Origin of the sequence: Acinetobacter geminorum (assembly GCF_013009345.1) — a bacterium.
Taxonomy (GTDB): Bacteria; Pseudomonadota; Gammaproteobacteria; order Pseudomonadales; family Moraxellaceae; genus Acinetobacter; species Acinetobacter geminorum.
Genome location: NZ_JABELE010000008.1, coordinates 27,804 through 42,274, shown reverse-complemented (window position 1 = coordinate 42,274; position 14,471 = coordinate 27,804). Strand labels below are relative to the sequence as shown.

The window sequence follows — 14,471 nt, the reverse complement described above, 5'->3', positions numbered from 1 at the left end:
CTTAAACTTTGACCTTTACATGAAAATGATTTTTACCTAACTCGATAAATTCGATTTCACAATCAATAAATTTTTCAATCATAGCTGCTTGAGTGCGAGTGTGTTCGCTAATACATTGTGCGGTGAACTCACCACCTTGACCTAAGGCCAAAGGCAATAACAACTGATCTGCTAAATACTCATCCACAGCAGCATTAGATTTCATATATTGCTTCACTTGTTCAGCCAAATGATTGGCAATTTGTTCTGCACTTTTTCGCATTTCGCCTAAAGAGGTAAATAGCTGGGTATGATGCTTATGTTCAAGTTTGATATACACCGTATTGCCTTGGCTGATTCCATTCAGTTGAAATTGCTTTTGTGTATCCAATTTCAGTCTTTTATTTAAAGTCGCTAATTCTCGTTGTGCAATTTGCGCTTCTTCTGAAAGGTTCAGGATGGCTGCAAAAGCCTCGGTACATTGCAAAGCACCACGATCTAATAAATTCAGTTTGTTGCGATGTTGCCATGGCTGAACAATAACCTGAATTTCACCTGCACCAATTGGAAAGAAGCCTGCTTTATTTAATTTAAAATCGACGTGAATTCCAATTTTTGTTAGAGCAGGTAAAAAGCACTGTTCAATAAAATCTGCCGTTGGTGCAAGCGGGTTATGTGTGCCACCTGAAATGATAAGCTCAGAGGCTTGATTTTGTAATAACAAAACAGGTAGAAGAGTTTGTAAAACCAGTGTTGTACTACCTGCGGAACCGATTTGAAATTGATATTTTCCACTTTGAACATGTTGAGGTACGAAATATAACCGTTGGCTGTGTAATTCAGCACCTTCCACATAAGCTTGGCTAATTTGTTGAGATGCTTGAACACAGACCAAATGCTGACGCATTAAGCCTGGTTTTTTTCGTCCCGCACGTATATTAATTAATTCAAATGCCTGACCTGTAATCATTGAAAGGGCAAGGGCAGTTCTTAAAATCTGCCCACCGCCTTCACCTTTTGAACCATCAATTTGAATGGTTCTTGGCATATTTGCCAAAGCTTTATTCACTTCTATTTTCCTTATTTTCTAATTTAATGAACATACTGTCAGTACATGGTAATGCGAAGTAACGCGTGACTTTGCTTTCGACAAAGGTTTGCTAGGTGCGTAGTGCTGAGCCTGATAAGTGAATATCGATGCACGGCTCACATGCTGCCATAGCCGCCTGAATTATTTTCAATCCCTCAGATCGGAGTAACGCAGGATCTTGTACTCGCCCAGTATGCCCAAACTTTGATTGTGAACTAAATTCACAAAATTTGTTGTTTACTCAACTAAATCGATCTGCCAGTTGGCAGCTTGAATTTTGATATTTAAATCACGCAATTTCGCACTGATATCATCCGCCTGCTTTTGTAAGCTAGAAACAGGAATGACTTTCTTCCACTTAATTTCACGTGAGCTATAACGATCAGGTTCTCGATGCGTATTGGTAATCGCATCTATTAAAATCTTATGCTGTTCAGCATAACTATCACGCAAGCTTAATAGAGACAATAATACTTTGCCATCTTCCAGTTTTGCTTGCGCATTGGTCAAATGAATACGACAAATCAATTGATTGCTTTCTTGGGTTAAAGCAAACACCTGTTTGATGAGTTCATTAGGGTCTTCACTAGGCTCATCGCCATCTTGTATCAATACATTGGCATTGATACGTTGTTTTAACGAAGCGAGCTTTTTTTGTTGATCGCTTCGCAGTAAAAGTGCTTCTGCGAGTTTCATTTTTATTTACCTATTATTCAATATGTAGAATGACTAAGTTCGAAATATCTTCCAATTGCATACTAAATTTTGCACATTCAGTAATGTCTTCTAAAGTTTCATCTTCATGCCAAGTTGTCATGAAGCAATGATCGGCTGGTGGTTGATAGTTATGAAAAAATAGATACTCTTCATCTAGAACATCATCCCAAACAGAACACTCATATTCTGTAACCATTGCTTGAATACAGTGTTTTGAATAGACAATCTGCTCACAGATCCAATTACGCCATTTAGGCAGAATTTCATCAGTCTTCACAACCAAGATGATGTAATACGGTTGTTCAGGTAGAATCAGATGCTTTTCTTCATTGCCCTGATTCTATAGCTTCGAATATCTAAACAATATTTTTCCATGATCACCCTTTAACACACACCACTTGTCTTAATGTATAAACCACCTCAACCAAATCACTTTGAGCTTTCATTACATCCTCAATTGGTTTATATGCTGATGGAATTTCATCAATAACTGCGGCATCTTTACGGCATTCCACACCTTCAGTTTGGGCAATTTGATCTTCAACAGTAAAGCGTCGTTTTGCTTCAGTACGGCTCATAACACGGCCTGCACCATGCGAACATGAGCAGAAAGCCTCCTGATTTCCAAGCCCGCGGACAATAAACGATTTCGCACCCATTGAACCTGGAATAATTCCGTATTCACCTAGACGCACACGGACTGCACCTTTACGGGTGACCATCACTTCTTCACCGTAGTGTTCTTCCTTTTCCACATAGTTATGGTGACAGTTCACTGCTTCCAAACGTGCTTGAAAAGGCTTTGGTACAATAGTAGCCAAGGCTTTAATCGCAGATTGCATCATGATTTCTCGGTTCTTCATCGCAAAGCGTTGAGCCCAACCTACCGCAAACCAGTAATCATCAAAGTGTTCAGTTCCTTCTACTAGGTATGCTAAATCTTTATTTGGCAAATTAATGAAATGTTTCTGCATGTCTTTACGTGCAAGTTCAATAAAATGATTACCGATAGCATTTCCTACACCACGAGAACCTGAGTGCAACATAATCCAGACATAATCATGCTCATCTAAACAGATTTCTACAAAGTGGTTTCCAGTACCTAAAGTTCCCAAATGTTTGCGGTTGTTGGTGTTTTTTAAACGTGGGTGTTTTGCGCAAATATATTCAAAATCTGCAACCAGATCAGCCCAAGCTTGATCTACCATTTCTGGTGGAGTTTCCCATGAACCACGATCACGTCCGCGCTTAGTCATTCCATGGGGAATTAATCGTTCAAGTTCACTACGTAGAGCATGTAAGTTATCTGGTAAATCTGAAGCAGTTAAGCTTGTACGGGTTGCCATCATTCCACAACCAATATCTACACCCACGGCAGCAGGAATAATTGCCCCTTTAGTTGGAATTACGCTACCAATAGTTGCTCCTAAACCAAAGTGTACATCTGGCATAACAGCCATCCATTTATAAATAAAAGGCATTTGAGCTGTTTGTAATAATTGTTGTTTTGAGTTGTCATCAACAAGCACGCCTTTAGTCCACATTTTGACTGGCATACTTTTTTCATTTTGCAGAACTTCATAAGAACGTTGTTGCTGCTTTTGTTCAAACTGAGCTTGTTGGTTAATTTCTTCAATGACAGACATTTTCTTTTCCTTTCAAAGCCTGCCTGCCAAGCGTTTGCAGGCAGGTGTTATTCACAATATCCGAATGATGTTGTGTGCTTTGTACTATTGCACTGAGTGTGCCAACTTTTAAAAATACACTTAATTTAAAATATAAGTTATTGAAAGTAAGATATAAAAATAATTATTCTTTCTGTGTAACTAATTTCTGTTGGAAATTTTAATATTTAAAAGATATCTAAAAATATATTTAAATATCTTTTTGGATATATTTATTTAATGGGTCTTCTCATTTTTATCGACTTTTAAAAGCTGTCCAGCTTCACTTAAAGTAAATTCATCAAAATCATTTGCTAAATAAAAATGACCTTTATAAAACTGACGAACTTCTTCAGTAATAGCTTGCTGCCCAGCTTTATCCTGATGTCGGGGGCTAAAATGCGTCAGAATTAAATTGCTTAAAGATTGCTGTTCTGCAAATTCAGCCACCATTTTTGCTGAGCTATGCATTGGACCTTTGCCGACTTTATCTAAAACCGTTTGCAAATAAGTCGATTCGTGAATAAGGAGTTGAGCATCTTTGCAAGCATCAACTAATAGTTCTGGTTGGTCATTATCACCACCTATAATTGCATGAACTTGGTGATTTTGAATTTTGTTAAAGTCTTGAGCTTTTAAAGTTTGTCCCTCAAATTCAATATTGTAGCCTCGTTTCAAATGGCCCCACATATCTCCTTGAGGTACGCCAAGCTGAGTTAGAGCTTTGGTATCTAACTTCTTCTGAATCGATTTGATGTAAATGCTAAAAGCAAAACTTGGAACACGATGGCTTAGTGGATGTGCTTGAACAATGAATTCGTCAGTGATCTGTTGTGGCTGCGTTGCTTCATTCACATCAATAAATTGAAGGGAATAGGGTAAATGTAAATCTGTAAGTTGGGCAGTGATTTCAAACCATTGCTGAATTTCTTTCGGTGCAATCACGATTAAGGGTTTGCTACGGGCATTCATGCCTGCACTTGCCAATAAACCAACTAGACCATAACAATGGTCGCCGTGAACATGTGTAATACAAATGGCAACTAGGTTTTGTAGTGAAAGTTTGGCTTGTTGAATGCGATGCTGTGTCCCTTCGCCAGCATCAATTAAAACCCAGTCCTTATTTTTGCTGTTACGAACTGCTAATCCTGAAACATTACGTGTCAGGGTCGGTACACCTGAAGACGTGCCTAAAAAAGTAAAATGAAGCATATTCTTGGAATTGTTTGGTCAAATGCGTATTGTATATTATAGACACTTATAAAATTTTATAGAAATTATGGCGGATGCAAAGAAAACAGTCGTTATTGGCTTTGTCGGTTCTACACTTGATCAGGGGAGAAAGCCAGATCGATGGCAACGTTGGCGTCCTACAATTAGCCTGTTAATGCATGAAGATTTACTTGTAGATGAATTGGTGTTGTTACATGATCGCCAACATCATAATTTAGTTAAATCTATAGCAGTAGATGCTAAAGAAATCTCACCACAAACTGAAGTTTCTGGACATAAGGTCAGTATTAAAGATCCTTGGGATTTTGCTGAAGTTTATGGTGCACTTTATGATTTTGTAAAAACCTATCCGTTTAATGTCGAAAAAAATAACTATTTATTGCATATCACTACGGGAACACATGTTGCCCAAATTTGTTGGTATTTATTGGTAGATGCACATTATTTGCCAGCTCAACTTATTCAAAGTTCACCTAATCAACAAAAGACCTCAGAAGGTGAATATAGAATTATTGATCTGGACTTATCTCGATACGATGTTTTAAAACAGCGCTTCGATGATGAGCAAAAGCAAAATTGGCAACAACTTAAAGCCAATATTTCTACTCATAATAAAGCGTTTAATCAGCTTATTGAGGAAGTTGAATTAGTTGCAACCCGCTCTAGTGCGCCTATTTTAATTATGGGGGCAACAGGGGTTGGTAAGTCTCATTTGGCAAAACAAATTTTTCAGTTAAAGAAAGATAAATTTCAATTAAGTGGTCGTTTTATCGATGTTAACTGTGCAACCTTACGTGGTGATAGTGCCATGTCGACCTTATTTGGTCATATAAAAGGTGCATTTACAGGAGCAGCTGCATCTCGTGCTGGTTTATTAAAAAGTGCTGACCAAGGCATTTTATTTTTAGATGAAATTGGTGAATTGGGACTTGATGAACAAGCTATGCTGCTAAAAGCGCTAGAAGACAAAAGCTTTTTTCCTGTTGGAAGTGATAAGGAAATTCAGGCCGATTTTCAGCTGATAGCGGGTACTAATCGTGATTTGCGCAATGAAGTTCAAGCGGGTCGTTTTCATGAAGATTTATGGGCTCGTTTGAATACGTGGACGTTCTTCTTACCAAATTTAAAAGATCGTGTAGAAGATATTGCACCCAATATTGATTTTGAGTTACAGCGTTTTGCGGCAATTCATCAAAGACAATTACGTTTTCAACGTGATGCCTTAGAAACATATTTAAAGTTTGCTAAATCAGCAGATGCATCATGGCAAGGAAATTTTAGAGATCTAGCCGCGAGCGTGACTCGTTTAGCAACTTTATCGCAAGGTGAGTTAATTCGCCGTGAAACTGTAGGAAAAGAAATTCAACGGTTAAAGCAACTTTGGCTTATTCAGGGTGAATCTTACAAAGATAAAGATGCTGATATTCTGTTGAGCTATTTAAGTACTGAGCAGCTAGAACAAATAGATGAATTTGACCAGATTCAATTACGAGGTGTGCTCAAAGTTTGTAAAAATTCAAAATCAATGGCAGAGGCGGGAAGACAACTCTTTTCGGTATCTCGTCAACAACGTAATACAACGAACGATAGTGACCGAGTGAAAAAATATTTGGCACGTTTTGGGTTAAGTTGGAATAATTTTCAATAAGGACATGGCTTAAAAATGATGGGCATACTCTCAAGTTATGCCCATCAAGTTACCGTTTATTTCATGATAATAAAACGTGTAATGATTTGGCGAAGCTGTTTTAAATAACCTGTAAAGAAGTGGTTAGCACCCGGTAAAATCGTGATTGGATGCTTTTGTGGTTTTGCCCATTCAATCGCATCTGAAAGCAAAGTAATGTCATCTTGCTCACCATGGATGAGGAGAATATCACCTTGAATTTCAGGAGTTTTATAGTGGCGTAAACCTACTACAGTAGCTGTTGGTAAACCACATAAAATTAACTGTACAGGTCGTAATTCAGGTTCGAGCTGTGCAAAGCATTTTGCTAAAACATGTGAGCCAAAGCTAAAACCGCCTGCATAAAATGGTAGGCCTTCATGAAGCTTACGAACGTGCTCAATTACAGCTAAGATATCTTCAGTTTCACCATGGCCTTCATCATGAACACCTTCACTGCCCCCTAAACCACGGAAACTAGGACGATAAACAATACAACCATATTCATTAAAAATTTGGGTTAAAAGGGCAGGGACTTTATGTTGAGGGGTTCCACCTTGCAATGGGTGCGGATGGCAAACAACCGCAAAGCCTTTGATTTCACCTTCAGGGCGGTCAACGAAAAGTTCAATTTTACCTACTGGACCCTGGATGAAAGTTTGCTCAGACATATAAGAACCGCTAAATAACAAAACGTGATGCTATTTTACCGATAGTCGTCATTGAAAACACGAGTTAGCATTAAAAAATATCTACTGTTATAGTTGGTATTAAGAATAATTTTTTCAGGTTGTCTATGCTTGCTTTAATTTCTCCTGCAAAAACTTTAGATTATGAAACAGCGTTACCTACAGATGAGTTTACTCAGCCTCGCTTGTTAGAAAACTCAGCACAATTAATTGATGTTTGTCGCAAACTTTCTGCTTCGGAAATTGCGAGTTTAATGAGTGTGAGTGAGAAAATTGCCACATTAAATGCAGATCGATTTAGAGACTGGAATCCAGAATTTAATTTCTCGAATGCTCGTCAGGCGATTTATGCATTTAAAGGTGATGTCTATACTGGTTTAGATGCTTATCAATTAAAAGACAAAGATATTGATTTTGCACAGCAGCATTTACGTATGCTTTCTGGTCTTTATGGCTTACTGCGTCCTTTAGATTTAATGATGCCTTATCGTTTAGAAATGGGTACCAAATTAAAAAATACTCGTGGTCATAATTTGTATGAATTCTGGGGTGATATTATCACTAACCAAATTAATGAAGACTTGGCAGCAATTAAATCTGAATTACTGGTAAATCTAGCTTCAGATGAATATTACAAGTCTGTCAATGAAAAGAAAATTAAGGCTGAAATTGTAAAGCCTGTTTTCCTTGACCAGAAAAATGGCAAATATAAAGTCATTAGTTTCTATGCGAAAAAAGCACGCGGTTTAATGGCCCGTTTTATTATTGAAAACCAATTAAATAAAGCTGAAGACATCAAAGCTTTTAATACCGAGGGTTACTACTTTGATGCTGATAACTCATCAGCAAAAGAGTTGGTGTTTAAGCGTGATGAACAATAATCTTAAGCGTGGTTAATAGATGATGATGCAGCTTTATTTATCAAAACTAAAGCATGTTTGGTTTGAGCTGCATCAGCATTATGATTTTTCTGAACCGCAGAAAATCTATAATGAACTTATTGCGGCTTATAGTGAAAAGCAGCGAGCCTACCACACCGTACAACATTTATATGAATGTTTGAGTTTAATGGAGGCGGTTCAATACGAATTGAATGATCCGTATGCTGTTGCATTGGCTCTCTGGTTTCATGATGTTATCTATGATCCTCAAGCACCAGATAATGAGCTTAAAAGTGCCGAGTTATTTGAACAATTGATGGCGCAAGATTTATCGTTCGATACCCTAGAGAAAATAAAGCGTTGGATACTTGCGACTCAAAAGCATGCATTAACCGATGAAATAGATTTGCAATTTTTGTTGGATATTGATTTAGCTATTTTGGCAGCAACACCTGAACGTTTTATCCAGTATGAACAGCAAATTCAGCAGGAGTATTCTTGGGTTGATCCAGAAGTATATTCAATTAAGAGAAAACAAGTTTTAATACATTTTTATCAGTCTGAGCCACTTTATCAAACTGGATATTTCCAAAAGAATTTTGAGTTAAACGCCAAGGATAATTTAAGACGAATATTGGAATAGCCTAAGCATATTAGAATAAAGCGATATATTTTTAAAACGTAAAATGGTTATATGACAGGAGAGGAATCACTGGAAAAGCAGTGATTCCTTGGAAATAAATTATTTAAAGAAATAACCTGTTTCTGGCGAGCTTGCATTTGCCATACGTTTGCGTGGCATACGACCTGCTAAAAATGCTTCACGTCCTGCTTCAACAGCTTTTTTCATTGCAGAAGCCATTAAAATAGGGTTTTGCGCAGCTGCAATTGCTGTATTCATCAATACACCATCACAACCGAGTTCCATTGCAATAGCAGCATCACTTGCTGTGCCAACGCCTGCATCGACTAAAACTGGAACTTTCGCATTCTCTTTAATAATTGAAATGGTGTGTGGGTTTAGAATACCTAAACCTGAACCAATTAGACTGCCTAAAGGCATAATCGCAACACAGCCCATACTTTCAAGTTCTTGCGCAATGATCGGGTCATCAGAGGTATAGACCATAATCTCAAAACCATCATCAATCAAAGTACGAGCCGCTTTTAAGGTCTCGGTTACATTTGGATATAAGGTTTTTTCATCACCTAGAACTTCAAGTTTTACTAGGTTATGACCATCGAGTAACTCACGCGCTAACATGCAGGTACGTACTGCGCTGTCAGCATCAAAACAACCTGCAGTATTTGGCAAAATTGTATATTTTTCTGGTGGAATGACAGAAAGTAAATTCGGTTGATCTGGATTTTGTCCAATATTCACACGGCGGATTGCGACAGTTACGATTTCTGCACCACTAGCTTGAATGGCTAAATCCGTTTCATTTAAGTCTTTATATTTCCCTGTTCCTACCAATAAACGAGATTGAAAAGAACGTGAACCAATAATGAGAGGGGTGTCTTGCATGGATAACTCCGACTTAGCCGCCGCCAACAGCGTGAATAATTTCGATACGGTCATGTTGAGCAATAGAAATTTGCTCTAATTTGCTTTTAGAAACGATTTGCTGATTGTGCTCAACAGCAAAACGTTTTCCTTCAAGTGCCAACTCCTGAATGAGTTGCAACAGGTTTTGGCTAGGCGTGTCCGTTAATTCGCCATTTAAATAAATTTGCATGATCACATTCCGATTATTTTGCGTATTTGAAAGCATTCCAAGCCAAGACTAGCCATCCCGCAATCATTAAGGCTCCACCGATTGGCGTAATTGCGCCTAATATTCGTGGTAAACCTAGCGCCATGATGTAAAGCGAACCACAAAAAAATAGAATACCAATTTGGATAAGCAAGAAAGATAACTTGATTGGGAAATGAGGAAGAACCTTACTTAAAATACCAAGAGCTAATAGGCCAAGCGCATGATAAAAAAAGTAGTCGGTTGCAGTCTGCCACCAAGCAAGTTGCTCAGGACCCGCGTGAGCTTTAAGACCATGTGCTCCAAAAGCACCCAACATGACTGCAAAAGCAAGATTAAGGGCTGAAATGGCGATCCACATAACAAAAAATGCAACTGAATAATGAAAGGCAACGTTACCATAGAATAGGTTGGCTAAACATAGCCAGATAAAACAAAAGGGCGAATCGCCCTTTTATTTTTTACATTTATTTTTAGCTAGCTGACATGGCAGTTTTAATTTTTTCCATCGCATTTTTTTCAAGCTGACGAATACGTTCTGCCGAAACATTATATTCAGCGGCAAGCTCATGTAGGGTAGATTTATCATCATCTAACCAACGGCGCTGCAAAATATTACGCGAACGGTCATCTAACTGGTCCATGGCATCATGCAAGGCTGAAGTACTTTGCTCTTCCCAGTCTTCGTTCTCGACTAAACGGGCAGGGTCGTAGCGGTTATCTTCAAGATACAACGCAGGCGCTGTGTGTGGAGTATCGTCGTCGTCATCGCCTTGTGCTTCAAAAGCAGCATCATAAGCAGTTAAACGACCTTCCATTTCCAGAACTTGTTCTGGAGTTACATTTAAGTCATTAGCAATTGATTGAGCTTCTTCGAGCGTTAATTTTTTACTCGATTTTTTTAAACTACGTAAATTGAAAAATAATTTACGCTGAGCTTTTGTCGTTGCAATTTTAACGATACGCCAGTTGCGTATAACGTATTCATGAATTTCTGCCTTAATCCAATGGACGGCAAAAGATACTAAACGCACGCCCATATTTGGGTCGAAACGTTTTACGGCTTTCATTAAGCCTAAATTACCTTCTTGAATAAGGTCGCCTTGTGGTAGGCCATAACCTGCATAGCTGCGCGCAATGTGAACGACAAAGCGTAAATGCGACATTACCAGCATTTTTGCGGCATCAAGATCTTGGTCATAATAATAACGTTCAGCAAGTTCTTTTTCTTGCTCTGCCGTTAAAATAGGAATCTGATTGACAGTACTGATATATGCACCAAGGTTTACACCGGGCGCAGACAATGACAGGGGCATCAATTGATTGCTGCTGTCACTCATGAGTTCTCCTTATAGGATCGAATGGGATAACCAATAAATTCATCTTAATTTGAATCAGCTTCATAATTAAGGAAAATTGGGTAGAGAAATGTAAAATTTTATGCAATTTCTAATCTTTTAGTTTAGCAAAGAATTATTGAGTTTCAATTAAATAGTGAAATTCTCTGTCTGATATGTGAGTTGTTTGACACATAAAATGATGTAAACCACAGTAACGAGTTACATCAATTTCACTATGAGGATCTGACGATTTTAATAAAAATTGTTGTTTGCCCGACGCTTTTTTAAGTTCACGTTTTAGCATTAACAATGGCATTGGGCAGGGTTGTCCAAGGGCATTAATTTCAATGGGTGCTGTATTAGAAGAAGTATTGCTCATTCATCATCAAAACAACTAAAAAAAATATTCTAACAAATTTTTAGTAATTGCAGCATATTTTATGGAAGAAGATCTGGCTAATTTCTATAAAAAATATTGTAATAAGCTGTTTAAAAAAAGAACTAAAAATAGGGGAAATAATTGAAAAAAATTCTATTAATTGTCATAAACCCATGTTAAGCTCGAACCGTTTTAGGATTTACCACACAATCAAATTGATTTAATAACCCTATAACAAATGGATGTAACCGGAAATTGTTGATAGTTTTACAGAATGATTACAAGCTTTAAGATTATAAATATTTTAAAACCTTGTTTGCTCTGCTGTTTGCAACACCGGAAGGTCCTTTTTTCAACATCTGAGGATTGACTTATGACAGCTCGTGAACAAGGCGTAGTAAAGTGGTTTAATGACACTAAAGGCTTTGGTTTTATTCAACGTAACGGCGGTGACGACGTATTCGTTCATTTCCGTGCAATCGTAGGTGACGGTCACCGTTCTCTACGTGATGGTCAACGCGTAGAATTTAGCGTTGTACAAGGTCAAAAAGGTTTTCAAGCTGAAAACGTTCAGCCTTTAGACTAAGACTAATTCATCTTTTGATGAATCATGGACGCTCCAATTTTTGAATTGGGGCGTTTTTGTTTATAATGATCTTCTCATTCGAGAGATTGTTTGTTAGAGCACGTATTTATGACATCTGGTTTTGAAACCTTGAATTTACATCCGCAACTTAAAAAGGCGATTGATGCTTTAGGGTTTACTCAAATGACCCCAATTCAGCAAAAGGTTTTAAAATATACATTAGCCGGGCATGATGCAATTGGGCGAGCACAAACAGGAACTGGTAAGACAGCAGCCTTTCTGATTAGTGTAATTAATGATTTACTCAATAATCCAGTTCAAGAGCAGCGTTTCCGTGGTGAGCCACGTGCCTTAATTTTGGCCCCTACTCGTGAATTGGCATTGCAGATTGAAAGTGATGCAAAGCTACTCACAAAATTTTCAGATTTGCACCTTGTAACATTATTAGGGGGTGTGGATTTTGATAAGCAAAAGAAACAGCTAGATGCTAATTTTGTCGATATCATGGTGGCTACACCTGGGCGTCTAATTGATTTTGTAGAACAGAAAGAAGTTTGGCTAGATCAAATTGAATTTTTAGTTATTGATGAAGCCGACCGTTTATTGGACATGGGATTTATTCCTTCGGTAAAACGTATTGTCCGTTATTCTCCTCGTAAGGAACAGCGTCAAACGCTCATGTTCTCAGCGACATTTAGTTATGATGTTCTTAATTTGGCAAGACAATGGTTGTTTGAACCAATCACTGTTGAAATTGAGCCTGAGCAAAAAACGAATAATGATGTTGAGCAACGTGTTTATGTTGTGGCTAAACAAGATAAATATCGTTTATTACAAGATATCTTGCGTGAAGAACCGATCGATAAAGTGATGATTTTTGCTAATCGACGTGATCAGGTGCGTCGTCTTTATGATCATTTAAAGAAAGATGGATACAGAGTAGGTATGCTTTCAGGTGAAATTGCTCAAGATAAACGTTTAAAAATGTTAGAGCAATTTAAGCAAGGTAAACATAATATTATGATTGCGACAGATGTTGCTGGTCGTGGTATTCATGTGGATGGTGTGTCGCATGTCATCAACTTTACATTGCCTGAACAGTCTGATGATTATGTGCACCGTATTGGTCGTACAGGTCGTGCTGGCTCACAAGGGGTAAGTATTAGTTTCTTATCTGAAGATGATGCCTTCTATTTACCCGAAATTGAAAAAGCAATTGGTAAAAAATTACCACTGACCAGATTAGATGGTTATTGCTAATAAAAAATCCCAATCATTTGATTGGGATTTTTTTTGATTAGTTAATTTTACAATAAAAGGTAAGCGTGGTTTGGTAGTCATCATCTTTTGCTAGAGATGCATTTTTACCAGTTAATGTACCAATAACACCTGCTGCTGCTTCAACCATTTGACCTGTTTTTTCGCTTACAACATCTTTTAATACACCGTTATATGTTGTTTTTTCATCTACAACGACTGGCGTAGTGTTTTTTGAGCAAGTTTTTTGAGCTGCAGTAATCGCATTATTCTTCGCGATTAAATTGGTTTTACCAATACCTGTAACTTCAAACTGATTATTTTCTTTTTGAACTGCTAAAGTATTTTTAGGAGTAGTTGCGCAAGCACTAAGTAATAAAACAACACCGCTCATTGCGCTCGCTAAAATTATTTTTTTCATAATGCACCTAAAGTTAATCGCTAAAAGATATTGATATTTGAACACAAGTTTTCTATTTGATTTTGAAGACGTTGTATGAGTTTTGATGTTTTGTATTAAAAAATGTCAAAGTGAGAGTTCGCTAATTTTATAAACTAGATTCAATGGTGGATTAACGGTAGATTATGCTAATCTATTTTGAATTTTTGAGTTAGATCAATATTAATGACGGATTCAGCAATACAAATAATTCACCAAAATATTCATCAGCGTCAGTCTATTGGCCAATTAGTTGAACCAGCTCCAAGTACAGAGCAATTAGAGTTAGCTTTCCAAGCAGCTTTGACTGCTCCAGATCATCATCGACTTAAGCCAACGCGTTTTGTGGTTATTTCACGCGAACAACGTGGTGCTTTTGGTGAAGTTCTAGCAAAAGCTTTGGCAGATTTAGGTGAAACTGATCCCGCTCAACTCGAACGTGTTAAACAACATCCTTTTCGTGCTCCGCTACTCATTTTAGCGCTTACACAACTCCAAGATCATCCGAAAGTACCGCATTTTGAACAAATCTTAAGTACGGGTGCCGCAGTACAAAATCTTTTATTATCTCTACAAGCTCAAGGTTTTTCGACCATGTGGCGTAGTGGTGCAGTTGTCGAATCAAATTGGTTAAAACAGCATTTAGGTCTGCAACCCCGTGATTTAATTTCAGGTATTATTTACGTCGGCACAGCAGCTAAAGTGATTGCACCGCGTGCAGATATTGAAAGTAAAGAATTCGTAAAAGTTTGGCAGGCTTAAACGTCTGTAGAAGTAAGAAATAGGATAATAAA

Annotated in this window: 17 protein-coding genes and 1 pseudogene; 6 read left to right on the top strand and 12 right to left on the bottom strand. The window is 37.7% G+C overall.

Going from position 1 to position 14,471, the window contains the following annotated elements:
• Nucleotide 1: 1 nt before the first annotated feature.
• The 5 genes and pseudogenes from rtcA to HJG58_RS09015 all read right to left on the bottom strand — a co-directional run bounded on the left by rtcA (nt 2) and on the right by HJG58_RS09015 (nt 4,662).
• Entirely contained in the window at nt 2–1,048 is a 1,047-nt protein-coding gene (gene rtcA, locus HJG58_RS09035) for an RNA 3'-terminal phosphate cyclase (RefSeq protein WP_170248636.1), read from the bottom strand.
• Between the two features lie 258 nt (nt 1,049–1,306).
• Entirely contained in the window at nt 1,307–1,765 is a 459-nt protein-coding gene (locus HJG58_RS09030) for a DIP1984 family protein (RefSeq protein ID WP_170248635.1), read from the bottom strand.
• A 13-nt stretch (nt 1,766–1,778) separates the two neighbouring features.
• Nucleotides 1,779–2,161 (bottom strand): annotated as a pseudogene (locus tag HJG58_RS09025) (DUF7684 family protein).
• Between the two features lie 2 nt (nt 2,162–2,163).
• Nucleotides 2,164–3,432: an RtcB family protein gene (locus tag HJG58_RS09020; RefSeq protein ID WP_170248634.1), complete on the bottom strand. Its 1,269-nt coding sequence runs from the start codon at nt 3,430–3,432 to the stop codon at nt 2,164–2,166.
• 255 nt (nt 3,433–3,687) lie between these two features.
• Complete coding sequence (locus HJG58_RS09015; protein WP_170248633.1) at nt 3,688–4,662, bottom strand: ribonuclease Z; 975 nt, start codon at nt 4,660–4,662, stop codon at nt 3,688–3,690.
• A 67-nt stretch (nt 4,663–4,729) separates the two neighbouring features.
• Between HJG58_RS09015 and rtcR the strand changes: the two genes are divergently transcribed.
• The gene (gene rtcR, locus HJG58_RS09010; RefSeq protein WP_170248632.1) at nt 4,730–6,331 is read left to right on the top strand and encodes an RNA repair transcriptional activator RtcR; all 1,602 of its coding nucleotides are present in this window, start codon (nt 4,730–4,732) and stop codon (nt 6,329–6,331) included.
• Nucleotides 6,332–6,387: 56 nt separating this feature from the next.
• Here the strand turns inward: rtcR and HJG58_RS09005 are convergent, their stop codons facing one another.
• On the bottom strand, nt 6,388–7,020 hold the full coding sequence (locus HJG58_RS09005) for an alpha/beta hydrolase (protein WP_032053414.1): 633 nt from the start codon (nt 7,018–7,020) through the stop codon (nt 6,388–6,390).
• A 125-nt stretch (nt 7,021–7,145) separates the two neighbouring features.
• Between HJG58_RS09005 and yaaA the strand changes: the two genes are divergently transcribed.
• Together yaaA and HJG58_RS08995 are read left to right on the top strand one after the other, a co-directional pair.
• Nucleotides 7,146–7,919, top strand: a complete 774-nt coding sequence (gene yaaA / locus HJG58_RS09000; protein ID WP_170248630.1) for a peroxide stress protein YaaA — start codon at nt 7,146–7,148, stop codon at nt 7,917–7,919.
• A gap of 19 nt (nt 7,920–7,938) precedes the next feature.
• The gene (locus HJG58_RS08995) at nt 7,939–8,562 is read left to right on the top strand and encodes an HD domain-containing protein (RefSeq protein WP_170248629.1); all 624 of its coding nucleotides are present in this window, start codon (nt 7,939–7,941) and stop codon (nt 8,560–8,562) included.
• A gap of 99 nt (nt 8,563–8,661) precedes the next feature.
• Here HJG58_RS08995 and HJG58_RS08990 read toward each other — a convergent pair whose 3' ends face one another.
• The 5 genes from HJG58_RS08990 to HJG58_RS08970 form a co-directional block, all read right to left on the bottom strand.
• Nucleotides 8,662–9,447 carry a thiazole synthase gene (locus tag HJG58_RS08990; RefSeq protein WP_001154366.1) on the bottom strand — a complete coding sequence of 262 codons (786 nt, stop codon included), beginning with the start codon at nt 9,445–9,447 and terminating at the stop codon, nt 8,662–8,664.
• 13 nt (nt 9,448–9,460) lie between these two features.
• Nucleotides 9,461–9,658 carry a sulfur carrier protein ThiS gene (thiS, locus tag HJG58_RS08985; protein ID WP_002115323.1) on the bottom strand — a complete coding sequence of 66 codons (198 nt, stop codon included), beginning with the start codon at nt 9,656–9,658 and terminating at the stop codon, nt 9,461–9,463.
• A 13-nt stretch (nt 9,659–9,671) separates the two neighbouring features.
• Nucleotides 9,672–10,037: a DUF423 domain-containing protein gene (locus HJG58_RS08980; RefSeq protein WP_002115263.1), complete on the bottom strand. Its 366-nt coding sequence runs from the start codon at nt 10,035–10,037 to the stop codon at nt 9,672–9,674.
• A gap of 112 nt (nt 10,038–10,149) precedes the next feature.
• The gene (gene rpoH / locus HJG58_RS08975; RefSeq protein WP_002115267.1) at nt 10,150–11,016 is read right to left on the bottom strand and encodes an RNA polymerase sigma factor RpoH; all 867 of its coding nucleotides are present in this window, start codon (nt 11,014–11,016) and stop codon (nt 10,150–10,152) included.
• A gap of 133 nt (nt 11,017–11,149) precedes the next feature.
• The gene (locus HJG58_RS08970) at nt 11,150–11,395 is read right to left on the bottom strand and encodes a sulfurtransferase TusA family protein (RefSeq protein ID WP_086265859.1); all 246 of its coding nucleotides are present in this window, start codon (nt 11,393–11,395) and stop codon (nt 11,150–11,152) included.
• Nucleotides 11,396–11,768: 373 nt separating this feature from the next.
• Here HJG58_RS08970 and HJG58_RS08965 point away from each other — a divergent pair, with 373 nt between their 5' ends.
• Both HJG58_RS08965 and rhlB read left to right on the top strand, forming a co-directional pair.
• Nucleotides 11,769–11,981 carry a cold-shock protein gene (locus HJG58_RS08965; RefSeq protein WP_000126912.1) on the top strand — a complete coding sequence of 71 codons (213 nt, stop codon included), beginning with the start codon at nt 11,769–11,771 and terminating at the stop codon, nt 11,979–11,981.
• Between the two features lie 108 nt (nt 11,982–12,089).
• The gene (gene rhlB, locus HJG58_RS08960) at nt 12,090–13,241 is read left to right on the top strand and encodes an ATP-dependent RNA helicase RhlB (RefSeq protein ID WP_016140502.1); all 1,152 of its coding nucleotides are present in this window, start codon (nt 12,090–12,092) and stop codon (nt 13,239–13,241) included.
• Nucleotides 13,242–13,278: 37 nt separating this feature from the next.
• Here the strand turns inward: rhlB and HJG58_RS08955 are convergent, their stop codons facing one another.
• Entirely contained in the window at nt 13,279–13,659 is a 381-nt protein-coding gene (locus HJG58_RS08955; protein WP_170248628.1) for a putative periplasmic lipoprotein, read from the bottom strand.
• A gap of 204 nt (nt 13,660–13,863) precedes the next feature.
• On the opposite strand from HJG58_RS08955, the gene HJG58_RS08950 reads away from it, so the two are divergent.
• Complete coding sequence (locus tag HJG58_RS08950) at nt 13,864–14,439, top strand: nitroreductase family protein (RefSeq protein ID WP_170248627.1); 576 nt, start codon at nt 13,864–13,866, stop codon at nt 14,437–14,439.
• The last annotated feature ends 32 nt before the right edge of the window (nt 14,440–14,471 follow it).

Bases quoted from the DNA above. Each gene is read 5' to 3' on its own strand.
- HJG58_RS08980 (WP_002115263.1), bottom strand. From the start codon at position 10,037: ATGTGGATCGCCATTTCAGCCCTTAATCTTGCTTTTGCAGTCATGTTG.
- HJG58_RS09020 (WP_170248634.1), bottom strand. From the start codon at position 3,432: ATGTCTGTCATTGAAGAAATTAACCAACAAGCTCAGTTTGAACAAAAG.
- HJG58_RS09015 (WP_170248633.1), bottom strand. From the start codon at position 4,662: ATGCTTCATTTTACTTTTTTAGGCACGTCTTCAGGTGTACCGACCCTG.
- HJG58_RS08965 (WP_000126912.1), top strand. From the start codon at position 11,769: ATGACAGCTCGTGAACAAGGCGTAGTAAAGTGGTTTAATGACACTAAA.
- HJG58_RS08990 (WP_001154366.1), bottom strand. From the start codon at position 9,447: ATGCAAGACACCCCTCTCATTATTGGTTCACGTTCTTTTCAATCTCGT.
- thiS (WP_002115323.1), bottom strand. From the start codon at position 9,658: ATGCAAATTTATTTAAATGGCGAATTAACGGACACGCCTAGCCAAAAC.
- yaaA (WP_170248630.1), top strand. From the start codon at position 7,146: ATGCTTGCTTTAATTTCTCCTGCAAAAACTTTAGATTATGAAACAGCG.
- HJG58_RS08970 (WP_086265859.1), bottom strand. From the start codon at position 11,395: ATGAGCAATACTTCTTCTAATACAGCACCCATTGAAATTAATGCCCTT.
- HJG58_RS08995 (WP_170248629.1), top strand. From the start codon at position 7,939: ATGATGATGCAGCTTTATTTATCAAAACTAAAGCATGTTTGGTTTGAG.
- HJG58_RS09030 (WP_170248635.1), bottom strand. From the start codon at position 1,765: ATGAAACTCGCAGAAGCACTTTTACTGCGAAGCGATCAACAAAAAAAG.
- rpoH (WP_002115267.1), bottom strand. From the start codon at position 11,016: ATGAGTGACAGCAGCAATCAATTGATGCCCCTGTCATTGTCTGCGCCC.
- rhlB (WP_016140502.1), top strand. From the start codon at position 12,090: ATGACATCTGGTTTTGAAACCTTGAATTTACATCCGCAACTTAAAAAG.
- HJG58_RS08950 (WP_170248627.1), top strand. From the start codon at position 13,864: ATGACGGATTCAGCAATACAAATAATTCACCAAAATATTCATCAGCGT.
- HJG58_RS08955 (WP_170248628.1), bottom strand. From the start codon at position 13,659: ATGAAAAAAATAATTTTAGCGAGCGCAATGAGCGGTGTTGTTTTATTA.
- rtcR (WP_170248632.1), top strand. From the start codon at position 4,730: ATGGCGGATGCAAAGAAAACAGTCGTTATTGGCTTTGTCGGTTCTACA.
- HJG58_RS09005 (WP_032053414.1), bottom strand. From the start codon at position 7,020: ATGTCTGAGCAAACTTTCATCCAGGGTCCAGTAGGTAAAATTGAACTT.